At 41.0% G+C, this 18,252-nt stretch carries 24 protein-coding genes; 2 read left to right on the plus strand and 22 right to left on the minus strand.

Annotation, left to right across the window (positions count from 1 at the left end):
• Positions 1-12 precede the first annotated feature (12 nt).
• From FQT28_RS06470 to FQT28_RS06540, 15 genes are all read right to left on the minus strand, one after another.
• Entirely contained in the window at positions 13-1,317 is a 1,305-nt protein-coding gene (locus FQT28_RS06470) for an RsmF rRNA methyltransferase first C-terminal domain-containing protein (protein ID WP_143989742.1), read from the minus strand.
• A complete protein-coding gene (locus FQT28_RS06475) occupies positions 1,318-2,091 on the minus strand; it encodes an inositol monophosphatase family protein (RefSeq protein WP_143989743.1) in 774 nt (257 codons plus the stop codon).
• Positions 2,081-2,359: a UPF0223 family protein gene (locus tag FQT28_RS06480; protein ID WP_125449470.1), complete on the minus strand. Its 279-nt coding sequence runs from the start codon at positions 2,357-2,359 to the stop codon at positions 2,081-2,083. The genes FQT28_RS06475 and FQT28_RS06480 overlap by 11 nt, the downstream gene beginning before the upstream one ends.
• The gene (locus FQT28_RS06485; RefSeq protein WP_004246303.1) at positions 2,360-2,761 is read right to left on the minus strand and encodes a Spx/MgsR family RNA polymerase-binding regulatory protein; all 402 of its coding nucleotides are present in this window, start codon (positions 2,759-2,761) and stop codon (positions 2,360-2,362) included.
• Between the two features lie 197 nt (positions 2,762-2,958).
• Entirely contained in the window at positions 2,959-3,579 is a 621-nt protein-coding gene (locus FQT28_RS06490) for a TIGR01906 family membrane protein (protein ID WP_125398701.1), read from the minus strand.
• Positions 3,569-4,342, minus strand: a complete 774-nt coding sequence (locus FQT28_RS06495; protein WP_125424645.1) for a TIGR01457 family HAD-type hydrolase — start codon at positions 4,340-4,342, stop codon at positions 3,569-3,571. Before FQT28_RS06495 ends, FQT28_RS06490 begins: the two co-directional genes overlap by 11 nt.
• 10 nt (positions 4,343-4,352) lie before the next feature.
• Positions 4,353-5,090: an acyl-[acyl-carrier-protein] thioesterase gene (locus tag FQT28_RS06500; protein WP_143989744.1), complete on the minus strand. Its 738-nt coding sequence runs from the start codon at positions 5,088-5,090 to the stop codon at positions 4,353-4,355.
• Positions 5,091-5,094: 4 nt separating this feature from the next.
• Positions 5,095-6,225 carry a radical SAM family heme chaperone HemW gene (gene hemW / locus FQT28_RS06505; RefSeq protein WP_125398704.1) on the minus strand — a complete coding sequence of 377 codons (1,131 nt, stop codon included), beginning with the start codon at positions 6,223-6,225 and terminating at the stop codon, positions 5,095-5,097.
• A gap of 73 nt (positions 6,226-6,298) precedes the next feature.
• Positions 6,299-6,697: a YtxH domain-containing protein gene (locus FQT28_RS06510; protein ID WP_125398705.1), complete on the minus strand. Its 399-nt coding sequence runs from the start codon at positions 6,695-6,697 to the stop codon at positions 6,299-6,301.
• Between the two features lie 15 nt (positions 6,698-6,712).
• Positions 6,713-7,096 (minus strand): DUF948 domain-containing protein, encoded by a 384-nt coding sequence (locus FQT28_RS06515; RefSeq protein WP_000895033.1) that lies wholly within the window; start codon positions 7,094-7,096, stop codon positions 6,713-6,715.
• Positions 7,097-7,885 (minus strand): prolipoprotein diacylglyceryl transferase, encoded by a 789-nt coding sequence (gene lgt, locus FQT28_RS06520; RefSeq protein WP_143989745.1) that lies wholly within the window; start codon positions 7,883-7,885, stop codon positions 7,097-7,099. It abuts the gene before it with no gap.
• Positions 7,878-8,813 (minus strand): HPr(Ser) kinase/phosphatase, encoded by a 936-nt coding sequence (gene hprK / locus FQT28_RS06525; RefSeq protein ID WP_038805477.1) that lies wholly within the window; start codon positions 8,811-8,813, stop codon positions 7,878-7,880. Before hprK ends, lgt begins: the two co-directional genes overlap by 8 nt.
• A gap of 130 nt (positions 8,814-8,943) precedes the next feature.
• Positions 8,944-9,120, minus strand: coding sequence for a 30S ribosomal protein S21 (rpsU, locus tag FQT28_RS06530; RefSeq protein WP_000048054.1), 177 nt, complete (start codon positions 9,118-9,120; stop codon positions 8,944-8,946).
• Between the two features lie 79 nt (positions 9,121-9,199).
• Positions 9,200-9,709, minus strand: coding sequence for a hypothetical protein (locus FQT28_RS06535; protein ID WP_143989746.1), 510 nt, complete (start codon positions 9,707-9,709; stop codon positions 9,200-9,202).
• A 76-nt stretch (positions 9,710-9,785) separates the two neighbouring features.
• Positions 9,786-10,493, minus strand: a complete 708-nt coding sequence (locus tag FQT28_RS06540; protein WP_143989747.1) for a glucosamine-6-phosphate deaminase — start codon at positions 10,491-10,493, stop codon at positions 9,786-9,788.
• A 150-nt stretch (positions 10,494-10,643) separates the two neighbouring features.
• Between FQT28_RS06540 and queA the strand changes: the two genes are divergently transcribed.
• Positions 10,644-11,672, plus strand: coding sequence for a tRNA preQ1(34) S-adenosylmethionine ribosyltransferase-isomerase QueA (gene queA, locus FQT28_RS06545; protein ID WP_143990070.1), 1,029 nt, complete (start codon positions 10,644-10,646; stop codon positions 11,670-11,672).
• Positions 11,673-11,733: 61 nt separating this feature from the next.
• Here queA and FQT28_RS06550 read toward each other — a convergent pair whose 3' ends face one another.
• From FQT28_RS06550 to mnmL, 7 genes are all read right to left on the minus strand, one after another.
• Positions 11,734-12,441 carry a B3/B4 domain-containing protein gene (locus tag FQT28_RS06550; RefSeq protein WP_143989748.1) on the minus strand — a complete coding sequence of 236 codons (708 nt, stop codon included), beginning with the start codon at positions 12,439-12,441 and terminating at the stop codon, positions 11,734-11,736.
• Positions 12,442-12,454: 13 nt separating this feature from the next.
• On the minus strand, positions 12,455-12,907 hold the full coding sequence (locus tag FQT28_RS06555; protein ID WP_125398777.1) for a MarR family winged helix-turn-helix transcriptional regulator: 453 nt from the start codon (positions 12,905-12,907) through the stop codon (positions 12,455-12,457).
• 89 nt (positions 12,908-12,996) lie between these two features.
• The gene (locus FQT28_RS06560; RefSeq protein WP_143989749.1) at positions 12,997-13,881 is read right to left on the minus strand and encodes a YihY/virulence factor BrkB family protein; all 885 of its coding nucleotides are present in this window, start codon (positions 13,879-13,881) and stop codon (positions 12,997-12,999) included.
• 29 nt (positions 13,882-13,910) lie between these two features.
• The gene (locus tag FQT28_RS06565) at positions 13,911-15,965 is read right to left on the minus strand and encodes a cation:proton antiporter (RefSeq protein WP_084948884.1); all 2,055 of its coding nucleotides are present in this window, start codon (positions 15,963-15,965) and stop codon (positions 13,911-13,913) included.
• Between the two features lie 11 nt (positions 15,966-15,976).
• Entirely contained in the window at positions 15,977-16,231 is a 255-nt protein-coding gene (locus FQT28_RS06570; RefSeq protein ID WP_000361094.1) for a hypothetical protein, read from the minus strand.
• On the minus strand, positions 16,224-16,781 hold the full coding sequence (gene mnmM / locus FQT28_RS06575) for a tRNA 5-(aminomethyl)-2-thiouridylate-methyltransferase MnmM (RefSeq protein ID WP_143989750.1): 558 nt from the start codon (positions 16,779-16,781) through the stop codon (positions 16,224-16,226). Before mnmM ends, FQT28_RS06570 begins: the two co-directional genes overlap by 8 nt.
• Positions 16,765-17,721, minus strand: coding sequence for a tRNA modification radical SAM protein MnmL/YtqA (gene mnmL, locus FQT28_RS06580; RefSeq protein WP_125397782.1), 957 nt, complete (start codon positions 17,719-17,721; stop codon positions 16,765-16,767). Before mnmL ends, mnmM begins: the two co-directional genes overlap by 17 nt.
• A gap of 91 nt (positions 17,722-17,812) precedes the next feature.
• On the opposite strand from mnmL, the gene FQT28_RS06585 reads away from it, so the two are divergent.
• The gene (locus tag FQT28_RS06585) at positions 17,813-18,178 is read left to right on the plus strand and encodes a DUF3397 domain-containing protein (RefSeq protein ID WP_093585786.1); all 366 of its coding nucleotides are present in this window, start codon (positions 17,813-17,815) and stop codon (positions 18,176-18,178) included.
• Positions 18,179-18,252: the final 74 nt, after the last annotated feature.

Consider the following 18,252-nt stretch of genomic DNA (forward strand, 5'->3'; position numbering starts at 1 on the left):
TGACTAGCTTTTTCACTTGAATCTGAGTCCTTTTGGATAATAATTTTTCAAAACATTTCCCGTTACCTTGGCAAAGCCTAATCCGTTTCCATGAACAAGGACTTGATACCATCCATTTGGTAGACTTTCAGCTAGCTGAACAGTCTCGCCAGCCACATATTTGACAAAGTCCTCATCCTTGATTTCGACTGTTTGCAAAACTTGACTTGGTTTTAAGGCTAATCCCAGAGCAAAGCTTGGTTCGAAGCGTTTCTTCTTAAAAGTACCCAGATGAAGTCCATTTCGGGCAATTTTGAGTTTCCCTAGATCAGGTAACCTCTCTGGCAAGAGATAAAGTTGGTCTCCAAAAGTTTGCAAGATACCAGTTAAGGACGTTTTGAGATGTTTTTGGGCAAATTCTTGCCACAAGGCTAGCTGTTCACGACTGAGATTGCTCTTGCTTGGCTTGAATTTAGGTGCCAGATTTTCTCCCTTAAACTGCAGGTGGGCAACAAACTGGCCTTCTCCCTTGAAATGATGAGGATACATCCGAGCCGTTTCAGGAAGGTCAATTCCTGCTACCATACCATTCACATGCTTGACTGGAAGCAGTTCAAAATCATAAGTATCAAGCAACCAGTGGACGATTTCTTCATTTTCCTCAGGTGACCAGGTACAGGTCGAATAGACCAGACGGCCACCTTCAGCAAGCATGGTGGCTGCGTCTTCTAGGATTTCTTTTTGGAGACTAGCACATTGGCTCGGATAGTCGAGGTTCCAATAGTCCATGGCATCTGGTTGTTTACGGAACATCCCTTCACCCGAGCAAGGTGCATCAAGGACAATCACATCAAAATAACCTTTAAAAACCTTGGCCAAGCGGTCAGCAGATTCATTGGTCACGACAACATTTGTCGCTCCAAATCGCTCCATATTTTCCACTAAAATCTTAGCCCGCTTGCTTGAAATTTCGTTGGAAACCAGAACTCCTTGATTAGCCAGATAAGCTGCTAGTTGAGTGGATTTTCCACCTGGTGCTGCCGCCAAGTCCAAGACCTTCATACCAGGACTTGGTTGAGCCACCTGGGCCACCATTTGGGCTGCAGGCTCTTGTGAATAAACGAGACCCGTCACGTGCTCTGGTGACTTCCCTGAGACCTTGCCATAATGTCCCCAAGGTGTATTTGGAATAGCATCTGCAAACGATAACTGACTTTCTTTTAAGGGATTGACTCGAAAAGCCGAAACTGCTTCTTGTTTAAAAGAGGCAAGAAAGTCTCTTGCCTCATCTTCTAGTATCGCTTCATATTTTTCAACAAATCCTTCTGGAAATTGCATTTAGTTCTTTTTCCTTTCATAAATATAGGACTGAATCTCATCTTGCATCTCGATTGGCACCATCATGACAGGCTGACGCGTTTTAAAATCAGCGGGCTCACCTGATACCGTAAGAAGACGATAACCCAGACTTTCCCCTAAGATACTGGCTGCAGCGTAATCCCATGGCTGCAAGTAGGTAATATAAGTCAGAAGACGACCCGATAAAACCTTGGCAAAACTAATGGCCGCACTGCCGTAAACACGGACTCCCAACGCTGCTCGCCCCAAATCCGCCAAGCCCCACTCATTGGTTTCAAACATACCTGAGTTACCGGCAACTAAAAATTCTTGAAGAGGTTTCTTTTTAAAAGTCGGTAAGGGCTCATTATTACGATAGGGAGGAAAAGCACCACCACCATGGTAACAATCCCCTTTCATGACATCATAAATGATACCAAATTTCCCAACCCCATTTTCAAAATAGGCCAACATAACTGCAAAATCTTCCTGCTGGGCAACAAAATTATTGGTACCGTCAATGGGATCAATCACCCAAACGGAACCTTGACCGACTGCAGCACGTAAACAGCCCTCTTCCGCGCAAATCAAGTCTTCTGGATAAGATGCCAAAATTCTCTGAACTAAGAGATCCTGAACCTCCTTATCCAAACGCGTCACCAAGTCTGTAGGGGAAGACTTTCGCTCAACCTGCAAATCTTCTTGCATGTGAGCCAAAATATACTCAGCAGCTTCCTGTACAATCTGCTTGGCAAATTCAAATTTAGTTTCCAAGAGAAATCTTCCCTTCTCTTTTTTCTTTTGCTAATTGAACTGCATGATAGAAGGAATAACCGCTAGCCGCCTCAAATTCACGACCTAAGCGCTTTTCTTCGCTTTTGCTTGGAACCACAGACTTAAATTTCTTGTAAGATTCTAGCAGTTTCTTAGCCTCTACCTTGTCTTCATAGGCAGCTTCAACATCATTAAAAAAAGAAAGCACTGAAGCAAGTTCTTCAGTGCTCCACGACAAATCTAGTGGGTAACTATACTGTTTGTTCATCTATCCAATACCAGCTCTCAATGTTGCTTCTTTTAGTTCTTGTTTACGGTAACTACGAGGGAGAAAAGCACGAATCTCATCTTCATTAAAACCGATCTGCATGCGTTTGGTATCTATAATAATTGGGCGACGCAAAAGACTAGGATATTGCTCAATCAACTGAAGCAACTCCGATACCGAAATACTCTCTACATCAATATCCAATTTTTGAAAAATTTTTGAACGAGTTGAAATGATGTCATCAGTACCATTTTCGGTCAAGGAAAGAATGTGTTGCAATTCTTTTCTTGTTAAAGGACTGGTCATAATATTGTGCTCCTCAAAAGGAACTTTATGCGTCTCTAACCAGGCCTTTGCCTTACGACATGATGTACAGCTCGGTGATAAAAATAGTGTAATCATGCTTTTCTCTTCTTTATCTATACTTTGCTATTCTTATTATACAAAAAAATAAAGCGCTTGACTAGCAATTTCTAGAAAAAAGCATATTTTTTTCTAGAAAAATAGACTGTATGCGAACGAATTACTCAATTCCAATGAAGTTAATTCACTCCTCGTAAGAATTTTTAACTTCATCTCTGTTTTATCAATGCAACACATTAAAGTATTCTACGACTTTTCAAATAAAGAAAACCAAAGAAACTTTCATAGAGTCCAAAGAAGAGAAGGAAAGCATGGAGGAAGAAGGTCTCTGGTAAAATCAAAATAACGGGATCCTTTGCTGGATCAAAAAGCCAGGTATCATCTCCCACAAAGAGAATCTGATGGAAAAGAGTAAAGAATTGCTCAAAACCAATTAACACTCCTACAAGGCCAATGACTAGAGGCAATAGCACTAAAGTCAGAATACTTTTACGATATAGAGGTAGAAATCCTTTTTTCACAATCTTTCTAACAAAGAAATAGAAACTTGGTAATGGCACTAGGGCAACTAGCTGAACCAAGTGGAAGAGATTCTTCACCACCGCAAAATGGTGTAAACCTGCAGCTGATGAACGAAAATCTGGCATCTCTAAGACCTGACTAAAGGGATTGGTCAGGTAATTCATCAAGATATGAAAGTTGTACTGAATGGTTTCGGGCTTTAGATAAACCCGTTCCGTTAAGTTCAGCCACTGAATTTCCATGGGATAGAAAATCCAAGCCAGATAAATGGTTAAGAGGATAGACAGGGAGAGGAGAAAGAGCATACTTCCCCAAAAGGTCAGTTTAGTTTTCATCAAAATGCCACTCCGCAAGGCTAGAAACTACATGAGTTGGTGCAATTGGCAAGTCCGCCACTTCTTCTGCCTTGGTAAAACCTGTCGTCACCAAGAGCGTTGGAATGCCATTGTCAATTCCTGCTCGGATATCTGTCAGGTAGTTATCCCCAACCATGAGCAACTCCTCTCTTTTCAAGCCCAAGTGCTCAACTGCCTTATCCATAATGATAGCATTTGGTTTTCCGATATAAACTGGTTTTACTCGTGTTGCGACTTCAAGAAGGGTTATCAGTGAACCAGCACCTGGCAAAAGGCCACGTTCCGTCGGAATATTGAGGTCTGGATTGGTTCCGATAAAGTGAGCACCCTTTTGGATAGCTAGAGTTGCTGTGGCAAATTTTTCATAGTCGACTTGCCAGTCCAGTCCAACTACCACATAGGCAGGATTTTCCTTATCTTCGACATAACCAGCTGCCTGAATGGCATCCTTGAGCCCAGCTTCTCCGATGACATAGACTGTCTTTTCCAGTCCCAAGTCGTTCATATAGTCGATGGTTGCCAGAGTTGCCGTGTAGACAGTTGATAGAGGGGTATTAATGTTAAAATTCTGAGCCAGCATCTCTTGAACACTCTCAGGAGTACGAGTTGTGTTGTTAGTCACAAAGAGATAGGGAATTTCTCGCTTTTGCAATTCATGCACAAAAGCCTCACCTGCCGGAATCCGGTCTTTACCCTTGTAAATAGTCCCGTCTAAATCAATTAAATAACCTTTATAAGCCATATCGCCCTTTCTAATTCGCTTCAATTTCTTGCCACGTAATCATAGCTTGAGCATTGATCTCGCCATCACTAATAATCTCATGCTTGCTTTCTAATATCTTGAGTTCATAAGCTGAAGCAATCATACCACCTGGTCGCACTTCTTTGACATACTTGAGATTGATTTTCTTTGGAATATACTTGGTTAGAAAATCTGCTCCCATGACTTCAAAAATCCAATCCAGATATTTACTGTTATTAACATGACCATTCATATCCAAGTCGTAAAAACGAACATGGTAGTCTTTACTGATCGGATCTTCTAGGTTAGCATACTTCGGCCCACGGATGAGTTTTTTATCAAACTCAGACTGGTAAGGCGCAACAATCTCAGGCTCGACAGCATGGACTTTCCGACTATCTCTGTCCATGAGAACAAAGGTTGCTAACATGCGAATGATTTCTTGGCCTGCTTCATCATAGATGGTGAAACGGCGGTAGCAAAAAAGACGATTGTATGTCAATGCTTCTGTTTCAATCGTAATCTCCTCATCAAAGCGAGGCAAGCGAACCACGTCAATCGCATAGTCTGTAATAATCCAGACCAGATTGTAACGTTCTAACATATCCTTGTCGCTAACTCCCAGTTCAATTGACTGCATACCTGATACTTGCAAGGACAGCAAAATCACATCTGGAAGTTTGATATGACCGTTCATGTCCGCCATATCAAAAGGAATTTTCATTTTCATCTGATAAGTTAAACCCATTGTTCTACTCCAAAATAAATCGTTCTGCTACAGTGTCTCCCAAGAAGAGACCCCTCTTTGTCATTCGGACACGATCACCATCGATCTGCATAAGACCTTGTTGAACCAAGTCTCTGATGATTTCGCCATAAAGTTCATCAAAGGACCGTTCGAATTTTTCCTCAAATCGTGCCATGGAAACCCCAGATTTCTTGCGGAGTCCCAGAAACATTTCTTCTTCCATCTGCTCCCTTTGACTCAGGTGTTCTTCTGTAATTCGAGCATTTCCTGCCTCTACCGCATTGAGATAGTGGCGGATCGGACCATGATTTTTATAACGTACCCCGTTCACATAACCCGAAGCACCCGCACCAATACCATAATACTCGGCATTGTCCCAGTACATGAGATTGTGGCGACTTTCAAAGCCAGGCTTAGAGAAATTCGAAATCTCATAATGCTCAAAACCAGCTCGCTCAAGCTCTGCGATGATGTACTCAAACATCTCTGCTTCTAACTCTTCCTTGGGCAGGGGCAATTTCCCACGTCTCATGCGGTTCATAAAGACCGTATGATTCTCCAAAATCAAGCTATAAAGGCTCATATGAGGAATATCAAGCGAGATAGCCTTAGCTACATTGTCCTTGACCTGAGCCATAGTTTGACCAGGTAGAGCGTAAATCAAATCGATGGAAATATTGTCAAAACCGGCCAGTTTGAGGCGGTCGATATTTTCATAAATATCCTTCTCCAAGTGACTGCGCCCAATCTTTTTCAGCATTTTGTCATCAAAAGTCTGCACACCCAAGGAAACACGATTGACTGGTAACTGTTTCAAAACCGCAATTTTATCCGCGTCCAAGTCTCCTGGGTTTGCTTCAATCGTCAACTCTTCCAAGACAGACAAATCTAGGTTTTTAGTCAAGCCATCCAAGAGCACCTCTAATTGCGAAGCGGACAAAGCCGTTGGCGTTCCACCTCCAATATAGAGAGTTGACAACTTTTGGATATCATAAGAACGAAACTCTTCCAGCAGATGCTCCAGGTAACTATCTACTGGTTGATTTTTAATAAAAACTTTTGAAAAGTCACAATAATAACAAATCTGTGTGCAAAAGGGAATATGCACGTAGGCGGACGTTGGTTTTTTCTGCATAGTATTTATTATACCACAAAGACAGGCTTGCAGATAAAAATCACCATCTCCAAAAACCAGAGATGGTGATGCATTATACTTCAGTAATATCGATGATGATTTCTTCTTGGTCTTCAGCAATGTCTGGAGTTGTTGACTGTTCTTGCCACTGCTCCTTGAGATTGTTAAAGGTTTCCTTTGACGCTTCTGTCGCTTGTCGAGCACAGTTTTTAGCTTGGTCAAGGACACTATCAAAAGTGATTTCACCAGATTCTACTTGTTCCTTTGTTTTCAGTACAAAGTCAGTTGCCTGTTCCTTCACTTCTGTTAGTTTTTCACAAACCTGCTCTCTAGCATATTCTGGATCTTCTCTCAAATCATCTAGAAAATCCTGAGCTTGACTACAAACTTGCTTGCCCTTGTCACTCGTCAAAAACAAAGCAAGAGCAGCACCTGAAACTGTTCCTAAAAGGATAGAGGATAGTTTTCCCATAAGATTTCTCCTTTTTTATTTTTTGAAAAATTTACTTGCAACACGAAGAGCGGACAAGCCTGCACCTGTTTTAATGGTCTTTGAACCAGCGGATGAAGCCTTTTTACCTAAAACACGTGCATGTTGGTTGAGATCAGATACCGACTCAGACAAGTCCGCCACAGCAGTAAAGAGTGGATCAATCGTCGCAACTTTGATATTGATATCATCTGCCAACACATTGACCTTAACCAGTAATTCATTGGTCTGATGCAAGGTAACGTTCACATCTGAGCTCAACGTTTTGATGGTCTTCTCTGTCTCATCAATCATACGACCTGCTTTTTGAATCGTGATTGTCAAATAGACTAAACAGACAATCAAAGCAATCGCAACAAGAATATATGCAACTTCTAACATTTATTTTTCCTCCTCTGTATGATAGAACGGAGCTTTCTTTCGATTTTGATAAAGTATGATAAAAATACCGAGTCCGATAAGGACAACTGATAACCATTGGGAAACTCGCAGACCAAAGAACATGAGACTATCCGTCCGCATTCCTTCGATGATCATACGACCAAAACCATACCAAATCAAGTAGAAAGCAGTGATATGACCACGTCTGATTCCTTTTAATTTTCGTCTAAAAATCAAGATTAAAGCAAAACCGATCAGATTCCAAACCGACTCGTATAGGAAGGTCGGCTGACGATAACTCCCCTCAATGTACATCTGATCACGGATAAAGCCCGGCAAATAATCCAGACTATCTACCGCTGCACCGTAGGCTTCTTGGTTAAAGAAGTTCCCCCAGCGCCCTAAACTCTGGGCAATCATGACGCTAGGTGCTGCAATATCTAAGAAATCCCAAGTATTGATCAGCTTTCTATCTGCAAAGATATAAAGGACAATAGCGCCCGCTATCAAACCTCCGTAAATGGCCAAACCACCATTCCAAATGGCGATGATTTCACCTGGATTTTGCAGATAATAATCTAAGCGAAAGAGTACGTAGTATAGTCTAGCACCTAAAATAGCTACCGGAAAAGCAATCAGGATAAAATCCAAAATATCATCTGATAGGATTTTCTTTTTAGGAGCTTCTTTCATGGCAAGATAAACTGCCAGAACCAGACCAGCTACAATACACAAAGCATACCAACGAATAGCAAAGGGACCGATTTCAAATGCAACTGGATTAATCATCTTTCACCTCATTTTTGGAGATGAGATTAGTCAAGCGTTCTTCAAATAAACGCGTCGCATCAAAGCCCATTTCCTTAGCGCGATAGTTCATAGCTGCCGCCTCAATAACAACTGAGATATTGCGTCCTGTTTTTACTGGGATGCGGATACGCGGAATCGTCACACCAGAAACTTCGAGTTCTTCGGCATTGTTTCCTAGACGGTCAAAGGTCTTATGGGTATCGTAATTTTCCAAGTAAACAGCCAACTGAACTTGTGAAGAATCTTTTACAGCACTTGCTCCGTAGAGACTCATCACGTCAATAATACCCACTCCACGAATCTCAAGTAAATGCTTCAAAATTTCAGCGGGCTCTCCCCAAAGGGTCATTTCATCCTTGGCAAAGATATCTACACGGTCATCTGCCACCAAACGGTGTCCCCGTTTCACAAGTTCAAGGCCTGTCTCGCTCTTACCGATACCACTATCCCCTTGGATCAAGACACCCATGCCATAGATGTCCATCAAGACACCATGAACACTCGTACGTTCAGCCAAACGGGAATCAAGGTAGCTAGATAACTCTCCAGATAAACGACTGGTTGATGTTCGACTGGTCAAAATCGCAATCTTACATTCTCTAGCAGCTTTCAACATTTCTTCTGGCACTACCAAGCCACGAGCAACGATGACAGCGGGTGTTTCAGGTAGAAACATTTTCTTCAAAACTTGATAACGGTTATGGGCAGGCATAGCAACCAAATAGGACCACTCCTTCATCCCTAACAACTGAATCCGTTCTGGAGTATAGTAATCAAAATAGCCCGTCATTTCAAGACCAGGTCTCATAATGTCCGCAGTATTAATTTCCTTTTCAAGCAATTCGCCTTCACCATAGACAATATCTAGTCTGAGCTTTTCAATTACTTCTCTTACTAAAACCGACATAATTTCCTCCTTCAATCGAGTTCTCCCTACTATTATATCAGATTGTAGTTGGAAGTTTCCTTTTTTTGCAGGAATTACAGTATTTATTTAAAAATAAAAAGACTAGATTTCTCTAGCCTCTCATTTCTAATTAGAATTTTTTACGTTTACGAGCTGCTTCTGATTTACGTTTACGTTTTACAGAAGGTTTTTCATAGAATTCACGTTTGCGTGTTTCTTGAAGAGTACCAGCTTTAGTAACCGCACGTTTGAAACGACGAAGTGCATCGTCAAGAGATTCATTCTTACGTACTACTGTTTTAGACATTTTTTTCACTCCCTTCAAGTTCAAGATCTATTCTATTTTACACGTAAAATGAATAAATGTCAAGGGGAAACTAAGTTTTTTATTTTTCATAATGACTAATAATATAGTCCACCATCTCCTCCATCTCTGCTTCAGATAAAGGTAGTTCCCAGTTTGTTGTTTCCATTTTAAGAAAAGCATCACTAACTTTAGTTATTGTATAACAATCTTTAAAAATTGGAATTTTTTTAGATTTTTCAAATAAGATACCTATCCTATCATATAAGACGTGAAGTTCTTTACTATTTGGATCAATATCAAAAGACTGTAAAGAAATTAGTATTTCATTTCCTTTATAATTCAAATCAATCCACATATGATTTGATAAATCATATGGTCTAGATAATCTACTAGATGAAGTGTATTTACCACTCCCTCTCCCTCCTAAATATTGGTTTCTTGAGCTATATGGTTTATCCTTTGACTTAGTAAAAAGATAATTCCCTTTCTTATCTTTCTTCTTTGTAATGTAGTCTATTATTCTTTTTTTCTCTTCTGTCCTAGCGCTCTTATATGCTTCTTTTATTTTTAGAAATTCTTCTTTATTCATGTGTCCCCTAACGTAATGTTGAAGTTTTATATGTCTAAAACCACTCACTCCAAAGAGCAAGTGGTTCTTGTACTTTTTATTTTTCAAGCAAGCTGAGCGCTGCTGCATCTGCGATAATAGTCACATCAGGGTGGTTTTGGAGGCTACTTGCTGGTAGACTTTCAGTTACTGGGCCTGATACTGTTCCAGCAATGGCTTCTGCTTTCGACTCACCGTAAGCAAAGAGAATAATTGACTTGGCATCCAAGATGTTTTTAATTCCCATTGAAATGGCTTGGGTTGGGACATCTTCAATCTTGTCAAAGAAGCGAGCATTGGCTTCGATAGTAGACTGGTCAAGTTCTACTAGATGCGTTTGGCTGTCAAATGGAGTGCCCGGTTCGTTAAATCCGATATGTCCATTGCGACCGATTCCCAAGATTTGCAGGTCAACTGGATGGTCAGCCAAAATTTGGTTGTAACGTTCTACCTCAGCTTCAGCATTATCCTTAACACCACGTGGCAAGAAGCTTTCCTTAAATGGTTTTTGGTTGAACAAGTTTTCTTGCATAAAGTAACGGTAAGACTGTGGATTGTCCCCATCAAGCCCGACATACTCATCAAGGTTCACACTGGTTAGATTTGAAAAATCAAGATCACTCTCAACGATTTCCTTGTAAAACTCAAGCGGGCTGCTTCCTGTCGCAAGTCCTAATGTTTGAGCACCATTGGCCAATTTTTCCTTCAAAATCTCAAAAGCTACTTTTCCACCTTCGACTTGATTTTCAACTTTAATAACTTTCATCTTTTCATCCTCCGTTTTAATCTATATTTATTATATGGTATAGACCAATTTTTGTCAAGTGAAAACGATTTAATTTCCAAAAAAAGAGCGTCCAAACTTGAAACGTGTTATAATGGATAAGATTAGAAGTTAGAAAGAATGATGAAAAAAATGAATACAGCTGATTTTGATTTCCACTTGCCTGAGGAATTGATTGCCCAAACACCACTTGAAAAACGAGATGCCTCCAAACTCCTCATCGTCAACCGAGAGAGGGGAGAATTTCAGGATAAGCACTTCCACTCCATCATCGATATGCTAGAACCCGGTGATGCTCTTGTTATGAATGACACCCGTGTTCTCCCTGCCCGCCTCTATGGTCAAAAGGAAGAAACTGGAGGCCATGTGGAGCTTCTCCTACTCAAAAATACCAGTGGAGATGAGTGGGAGGTTCTCGCTAAACCTGCTAAACGCCTCAAGGTTGGCACTCGGGTCAACTTTGGTGATGGTCGCCTTAGCGCTGTCGTTACGGAGGAATTGACCCACGGAGGCCGTATTGTCCGCTTTGAATACCAAGGAATTTTTCTAGAAGTCTTGGAAAGTCTCGGTGAAATGCCACTGCCACCTTATATCCATGAAAAACTGGATGATCGCGAACGTTATCAAACGGTCTACGCTAAAGAAAGTGGCTCTGCTGCTGCACCTACTGCTGGCCTCCACTTCACCAAAGAACTGCTAGCAGAAATCCAAGCCAAGGGCGTCCATTTGGTTTATTTGACCCTCCACGTTGGTTTAGGAACCTTTAGACCCGTTTCTGTTGACAATCTGGACGAACATGAAATGCACTCAGAGTTCTACCAACTTTCTGATGAAGCAGCAGCCACCCTTCGCTCTGTCAAGGAAAATGGAGGTCGTGTTATTGCTGTTGGAACTACTTCGATCCGCACACTGGAAACCATCGGTTCCAAGTTTGATGGACAAATCCAAGCAGATTCTGGTTGGACCAATATCTTTATCAAACCAGGTTACGAATGGAAGGTTGTCGATGCTTTCTCAACCAACTTCCATCTGCCAAAATCAACTCTCGTCATGTTGGTTTCTGCCTTTGCAGGTCGTGACTTAGTCCTAGATGCTTACCAGCACGCTATTCAAGAACACTACCGTTTCTTCAGTTTCGGTGATGCCATGTTTATCTATTAAAAATAGCTCCGCCATTTCTTTAGGATAGTTTATTCCTAAGAGATGACAGGGCTATTTCTGTTTAAAGTGTAATTTCTGGGGACTCAGAAGTTAGATGAACCAGTTTGCCTTGAACACCAAAGTAGTCCTTTACCAAGTCCTGTAATTCTTCCATGGCAGACTGAGCACGCGCCGCCTGTTCACCATTGATCGCTTCAATCACTAAGACAGCATCCTTTGTCTCTTCCGTCAACATGGTTCTCTGTGCCTCTCTCCAGTTAAGACAACGACAAACCGCTCCTTCATCATCGTAATAGATGATTTCTTCAGGTAAAGCAGGCGCATCGTTTTCAGCTCCTAGTGGAAAGAAAGGTTCTCCTCCCTTAGCCTGACCAAGATGAAGATTGCCTACAATCTTGTTCACATCTTCGCCACCACAGGGAACCGCATAAGATAGAGAGACACTATTATAGATGTCTACCAAGGGATTGATGGGATTAAACTCTCTTCCCTGACTGACCCGCTTAAGTAGGGCTTCAATCGAAGAACGTGCTCCTTTTTTCGTTTTGAACTTGCTGAAAGCCTGACGCCATTCTTGAATGACATCATTCTGAGTAAAATTCTCATCCGAAATGAAATCCTCAGCTCGTTTAGCTCCCTTATCTAGCAAGGTTTTGAAATAGGGATCCTTGCTTTCATCAACTGTATTATCTAATCCCTTTACTACTAAAATGCTAATCTGCGCTTCTGGAAACAAGCTCCAAAATTCATTTTCAACGATAACTTTCATCTTTCACCTCTTATTATAAATAATTTCTTTTCTGGCCTTTTTTGACCATATCCCAATCACTTGTAATATTTTTTCTAACCCGAATTAGTAGGCTCTCCAGTTCTCTGGCCTCTTCCCTGGAAAATCCTTTTAGGGCAGAATTCTCTGAATAGTGATGTTCAGCTAGAATAAAGGGATAGAGAATCTCACCTTTTTCTGTTACAAACCACTCCTTATTTTTTCGATTATCCACAGCTGCTCTTTGCTCTATCAATCCCTTTTCTTCTAGTTTTTTAACGGAACGGGCAACTGTTGAGCGATCAACCTTTAGCAAATCTGATAAAGTTTCTTGAATAATTCCTGGGTTCTCCTTGATTCGCACTAAATAAAGATATTGCCCACGAGCTAGTTCAATATCACGAAACTCAATATTAGCAATAGAATCTAGGGCACGGGCTATAACTCCGATTTCGCGTAATAACGACATGTTTCCTCCTTTCGCATCTATGATGATAGAATAGCACATTTTTGTTGCAAATGCAATAAAAAGACACTTTGTTTTCAAAGCGTCTTTTTTTATTCTTCATTTTTTAAAAAGAATGTGTTATCACGAAACTTTGGATCTTTCAAACTCTGTACACTGGCATTGATAACTGCTCCGATAATCAGAATCTTGGCGATGAGAATAAACCAGAACATCATCACCACAACGATAATGGAGCTGAAAAATCGGACGTCGACTAGATGGTTGACATAGTTATTGAAATAAACAGAAAAGATATTCAAAAGAAAGACAAGCGTCAGCAAAACAAAGATACTACCAGGAAAAACGTAGCGAATACGAGGGACTCTGACATTTGGAAGGAAATAGTAGAGCATGACCAAGATGGCAAAGAGCAAGGCATAAATCAAAGGGCCTGTAAAGTCCTGTAGATAATCAAAGAAAGGACTGTCTGATTGCCAGTAAGTTTTGACTAGGTTGAGCAACATACGACCAAACATACTCAAAAATAAGGCTAAGGCAAAAAGAATTTGCAAACCAAAGCTGACGAGTAAACTCATCAGTTGATGGGAGATAATTCCTCTGCTCTTGGCCACTCCATAGGCCTTATTAAAAGCTTTTTGGAGGAAATCCATCGATTTCGAGAAGGTCCAAAGGGCTGACAAGACTGCAAAACTCAGCAAACCAGTCGATGGTTGAGTCAGGACTTCTCGGACAATCTTTGCAACCACATCATAGACTGTATCTGGTACAAATTCTTTGATGGTGAGCAAAAAATTTGAAATCGGAATCTGAAAATAGGGCAAAATATTGACCATTATCATCAGCAAGGGGAAGATTGAAATCAACCAATAGTAGGCAACAGCGACACTAGTCAACTCGCTATCAGATGCTTGATAATAATGCAAAAAAGCTTTCAATAAGGGCTTATCCAATAGCTCCTTCCACCACTTTTTCATATCCCATCCTCCGTCATTTTCTTCATCATCTAAGTTCTTCTGATTAAATCTAGCATATCATAAGGTAAGGTATTTGCGGCCTCTTTCAGAGAATAATTTTCTAAGTTATTCACATTTTGGCGTAGTTTTTTGGCATACTTGGCTGTTATCAGTTTAGCTTCTTCGTATTCAAAGATTGCCTTGCGTTCGAGATAGTAGCCTCGTAGCATTTCATCGATATTGTTTGGCTTGATGCGATTGATAACCCGCTCAACAAAAGCACCACTTCCGATAATGGCCGTCTCGCGTAGACGAGATTCTTGCATAAAGCTAATCAGAGAACTCTTGTAAACCCCTTTGAGGTTTTCCAAACTCTCGATAATCAGCTCTGTATTTTCCAAATACAACTCTGAAATCTGATCATAGTCAACTGCTAGTAGTTTACGAGATTCTTCATTCATCCAACTACGGAAAGTTTTGCCAAAGGTAAACATTTCATGGAGTAGAAAGCGCAGTATCCGTAAAGAAACTAGGAAGTAATAAGTCACTCTAGAAGCGAAATTCCGATTGATACTCTGCTCCATGTTTTTTAGGTAACGTTGGTAAACTCGATAGCCACGCTCGCTGATTCTATTTTCTTCGTAGGCTTGCTCCAAACCGTCACTCTCAATACTCAAGATAAGAAGCTTGAGGGACTCCCAGTCCTCTTGGACTCTCTTGTTTTCCAGACTAAGGATGAGGTTTTCAATCCGACCATGATAATTATCAATAGCTGCATAAAGAGGAAGTTTGTTCTTGTGATGGTCCAGCTCTTTTTCTAATTCTGCAGCTACATCATTCAGAATCGCTATATGCATCAAATGATCCTTGCTTTCCTCTTGTTCCTCAGATAAGTGAGGGAGGACCAGTAAACCTGTTAGAAAGCTTAATAGTGTAACGCCTGCTACTAGGAAGAGTAACAGAGGGTATTCCTGCTCCAAATGACTTGGTATGAGGAGAATGGTCGCGATAGATACTGTCCCTTTAACACCAGAGAAGGTTAAAAGAAGCATATCTTTCATGTACTTATGAATTTTTTTCTTAAGTCGACGCGTTCTCACAAAGTAAAAACCAGCAATCATGACAAAGCGGATCGCAAAAAGCAAGAAGGTCAGAACGACAACTGAAAGTAGTAAAAGAAAGGGATTGTAGAGAGAATTAGACAGAATCGGCTCTGCAATCAACTCTAATTCCATTCCCAAGAGAACAAAGACTGATCCGTTTAGCATAAAGGTCACTGTGTGCCAGACGGTCTCCGTCACGGTGTCTACTTGAGCCTCAAGGAGCGTAATTTTCTTAAAGCGGCTGGCCTTCAAAATACCTGCGACTACAACTGCGATAATCCCTGAAACATGGATTTCTTCAGCGATAAAGAAGGTCATGAGAGGCAAACTCAGTTCAAGCAAGAGTTCACTCGCTATATCAGTCGCTCGCACACTCAGTAAAAATGTATGCAAGAAACGATTGATCATTGCCGTCACAAAACCGACTGCAAAACCACCAAGGATTGAAAGTGCTAGGGATGTTCCAGCCTGACTGAGGGAAAAAGCGCCAGTTGTCCATGCAGCCAGTGCCACCCGAAAGGCTACCAAGCCCGAAGCATCATTTAGAAGTCCTTCTCCTTTGAGAATATTGGATACCCGTTTTGGAAAACGAAAACGCTCAGAAAGAGAAGCAAAGGCTACCAGATCCGTCGGACCAAGCGCTGCCCCAACAGCCAAACAGGCAGCTAAGGGAAGACTGAGCCAAAGGAAATGAGCCAAGGCTCCCAAACTCAAGGTCGAGATGAAAATCACTGGAAAGATTAAGTAGACAATGATGCGCCAGTGTTTTAAAACAGATGTAATATCTGCTTCTTCTGCCTCCCGGAAAAGTAAGGGACCAATAACCATGGCCAGAAACAGCTCTGTATTGAGATGAAAGTCCGCATCGGGAACAAATAAGCCAATCCCAATCCCTAAAAGGATTTGCACAAGAGGAAGGGGCAAAAAAGGGAGAAGTTTATTGGTCGTGGTTGAAATGATTAAGACAAATAAAAATAGAATCAAGTAAATGAGTAATTCCACACAATTCCTCCTTAATCTTTTTTACAACAAGATTCAAAAATCTCCTTTTGCTCTTGGATTTTCTGATCAATCTTAGAACAGTCTTTGTGCTCAATTTTTTTCTGGCATCGTTCCATTTCAAGAGCCACTAATTTTTTCTTAATTTTAAGCATTTTCTTGCTCATATGTGCTTCGTCGAGCACCCCGACTGCTCGCTCGTGATGCGTTGACTCGACAAAATTTTGGCGCATAGCCTCTAGCTTCTCACGAAGGTATTGTTTATCCATGTCTATACCTTTCTAATTTTTCAATCATAACTAAAAACGGTGGATTGTTAACTTGGTTGAGAGTCCGATAAATGGCAACTGTACACTCTTGTTGGTTCAACTGGCTAACAAAGTCCAAAACAGCATCCCTTTCAATGTCTCCTCCCTCATGACCATAGTAGATCATAATGGCAATCCGTCCCCCCTTGACAAGCAAATGGCACAGCTTTTCTAAAGCTTCAATAGTAGTCTGAGGTTGTGTAATGACAGATTTGTCAGCAGAAGGCAGATAACCCAGATTAAAAATCCCTGCCTTAGCTTCTGTCACAAACTGGTCAAGCGTCTCATGACCTTGCAAGATTAACTGGGCATTTGTCATTCCAGCCTGATACAAACGCTCTTGCGTCTTCTCCAAAGCCTGCTCCTGGATATCAAAGGCATAGACTTGCTTGGCTAACTTGGCTAGAAAAAGGGTATCATGGCCATTTCCCATGGTCGCATCCACTACGATATCCCCTTTTGTCACAACCTCAGCCAAAAAATCATGTGCCATCTCAAGTGGTCTTTTCATTTTTAAACTCCTGTTTTACAGCCTTGCATCCTTGCACACTTCCGCGACGTCGCATCTCAGTTTCAATAGCATTTAGCACTTCCCATTTATTGAGGCTCCACATAGGACCAATCAGCATATCTCTCGGTGCATCTCCTGTAATTCGATGGATGACGATATGCTTGGGAATGATTTCCAGTTGATCACAGATAACTTTGACATACTCATCCTGACTCATCAGTTGCAAACGCCCCTCGTGATAATCCCGTTGCATGCGTGTATTGGTCATAAGATGGAGCAAGTGCAGTTTAATTCCTTGAATATCATTATCGGTGACACAACGGCGGACATTTTCAATCATCATATCATGAGTTTCCCCAGGCAGGCCGTTGATCAGATGGGAAACAATCTCAATCTTGGGATATTTCCTCAAGCGTTTTACTGTTTCAACATACAATTCATAAGAATGAGCACGGTTAATCAGGTCAGAGGTTATTTCATAAGTGGTCTGTAATCCCAATTCTACCGTCACATGTATGCGTTCCGATAACTCAGCCAAATATTCGATGGTTTCGTCTGGCAGGCAGTCTGGCCGTGTTCCGATATTGATTCCCACTACACCAGGTTCGTTGATGGCTTGTTCATAACGCTCCCGAATCACTTCCACCTTTTCATGGGTATTGGTAAAGTTTTGAAAATAAACCAGATACTTTTGAACATCCGGCCACTTGCGGTGCATAAAGTCGATTTCCTTATAAAATTGCTCACGGATAGGGGCATCTGGTGCTACAATGGCATCTCCAGAACCCGAAACCGTACAAAAGGTACACCCCCCATGTGCCACAGTTCCATCGCGATTAGGACAGTCAAACCCCGCATCAATAGGAACTTTAAAAGTCTTTTCTCCAAAGAGTTTTCGATAATAATCATTCAAGGTATTATAAGATTTCATAACTTTCATTATAACAAAAAACACCTACAATCTCAAAAGCCTGACTTTCCAACAAATTCCCTTGTTTCTCATTTCCTTTAGCGTTTTTTTATGATACAATATGGGTATGATTTTAATGAAAATAGCAGCTACTTTATTGTTGGTATTAACCCTCGTGGTCTCCATCATTGTAACAAAACTTTTTAAACTGAAAAAACTAGGACTGAACTTTGCGGATTTAGCTTTTCCACTTTTGGTATTTGAGTATTATCTGATCACTGCTAAAGCCTTTACCCACAACTTTCTACCGCGACTTGGTGTTGCACTTTCACTCTTAGCAATTCTCCTTGTAGTCTTTTTCCTTGTCAAAAAACGAAGTTTTTATTACCCTAAATTTATCAAATTCTTCTGGAGAGCAGGTTTTCTCCTGACATTAGTCCTCTATATCGCTATGATTGTAGAGTTAATCATGCTCACACCCCAATAAATCCCTAGAACAACTGATTCTAGGGATTTTAATTTATGTGTCAGCTAACCCAGATACTTAACAAAGGGCCAGCA

Origin of the sequence: Streptococcus oralis (assembly GCF_901543815.1) — a bacterium.
GTDB lineage: Bacteria > Bacillota > Bacilli > Lactobacillales > Streptococcaceae > Streptococcus > Streptococcus oralis_CM.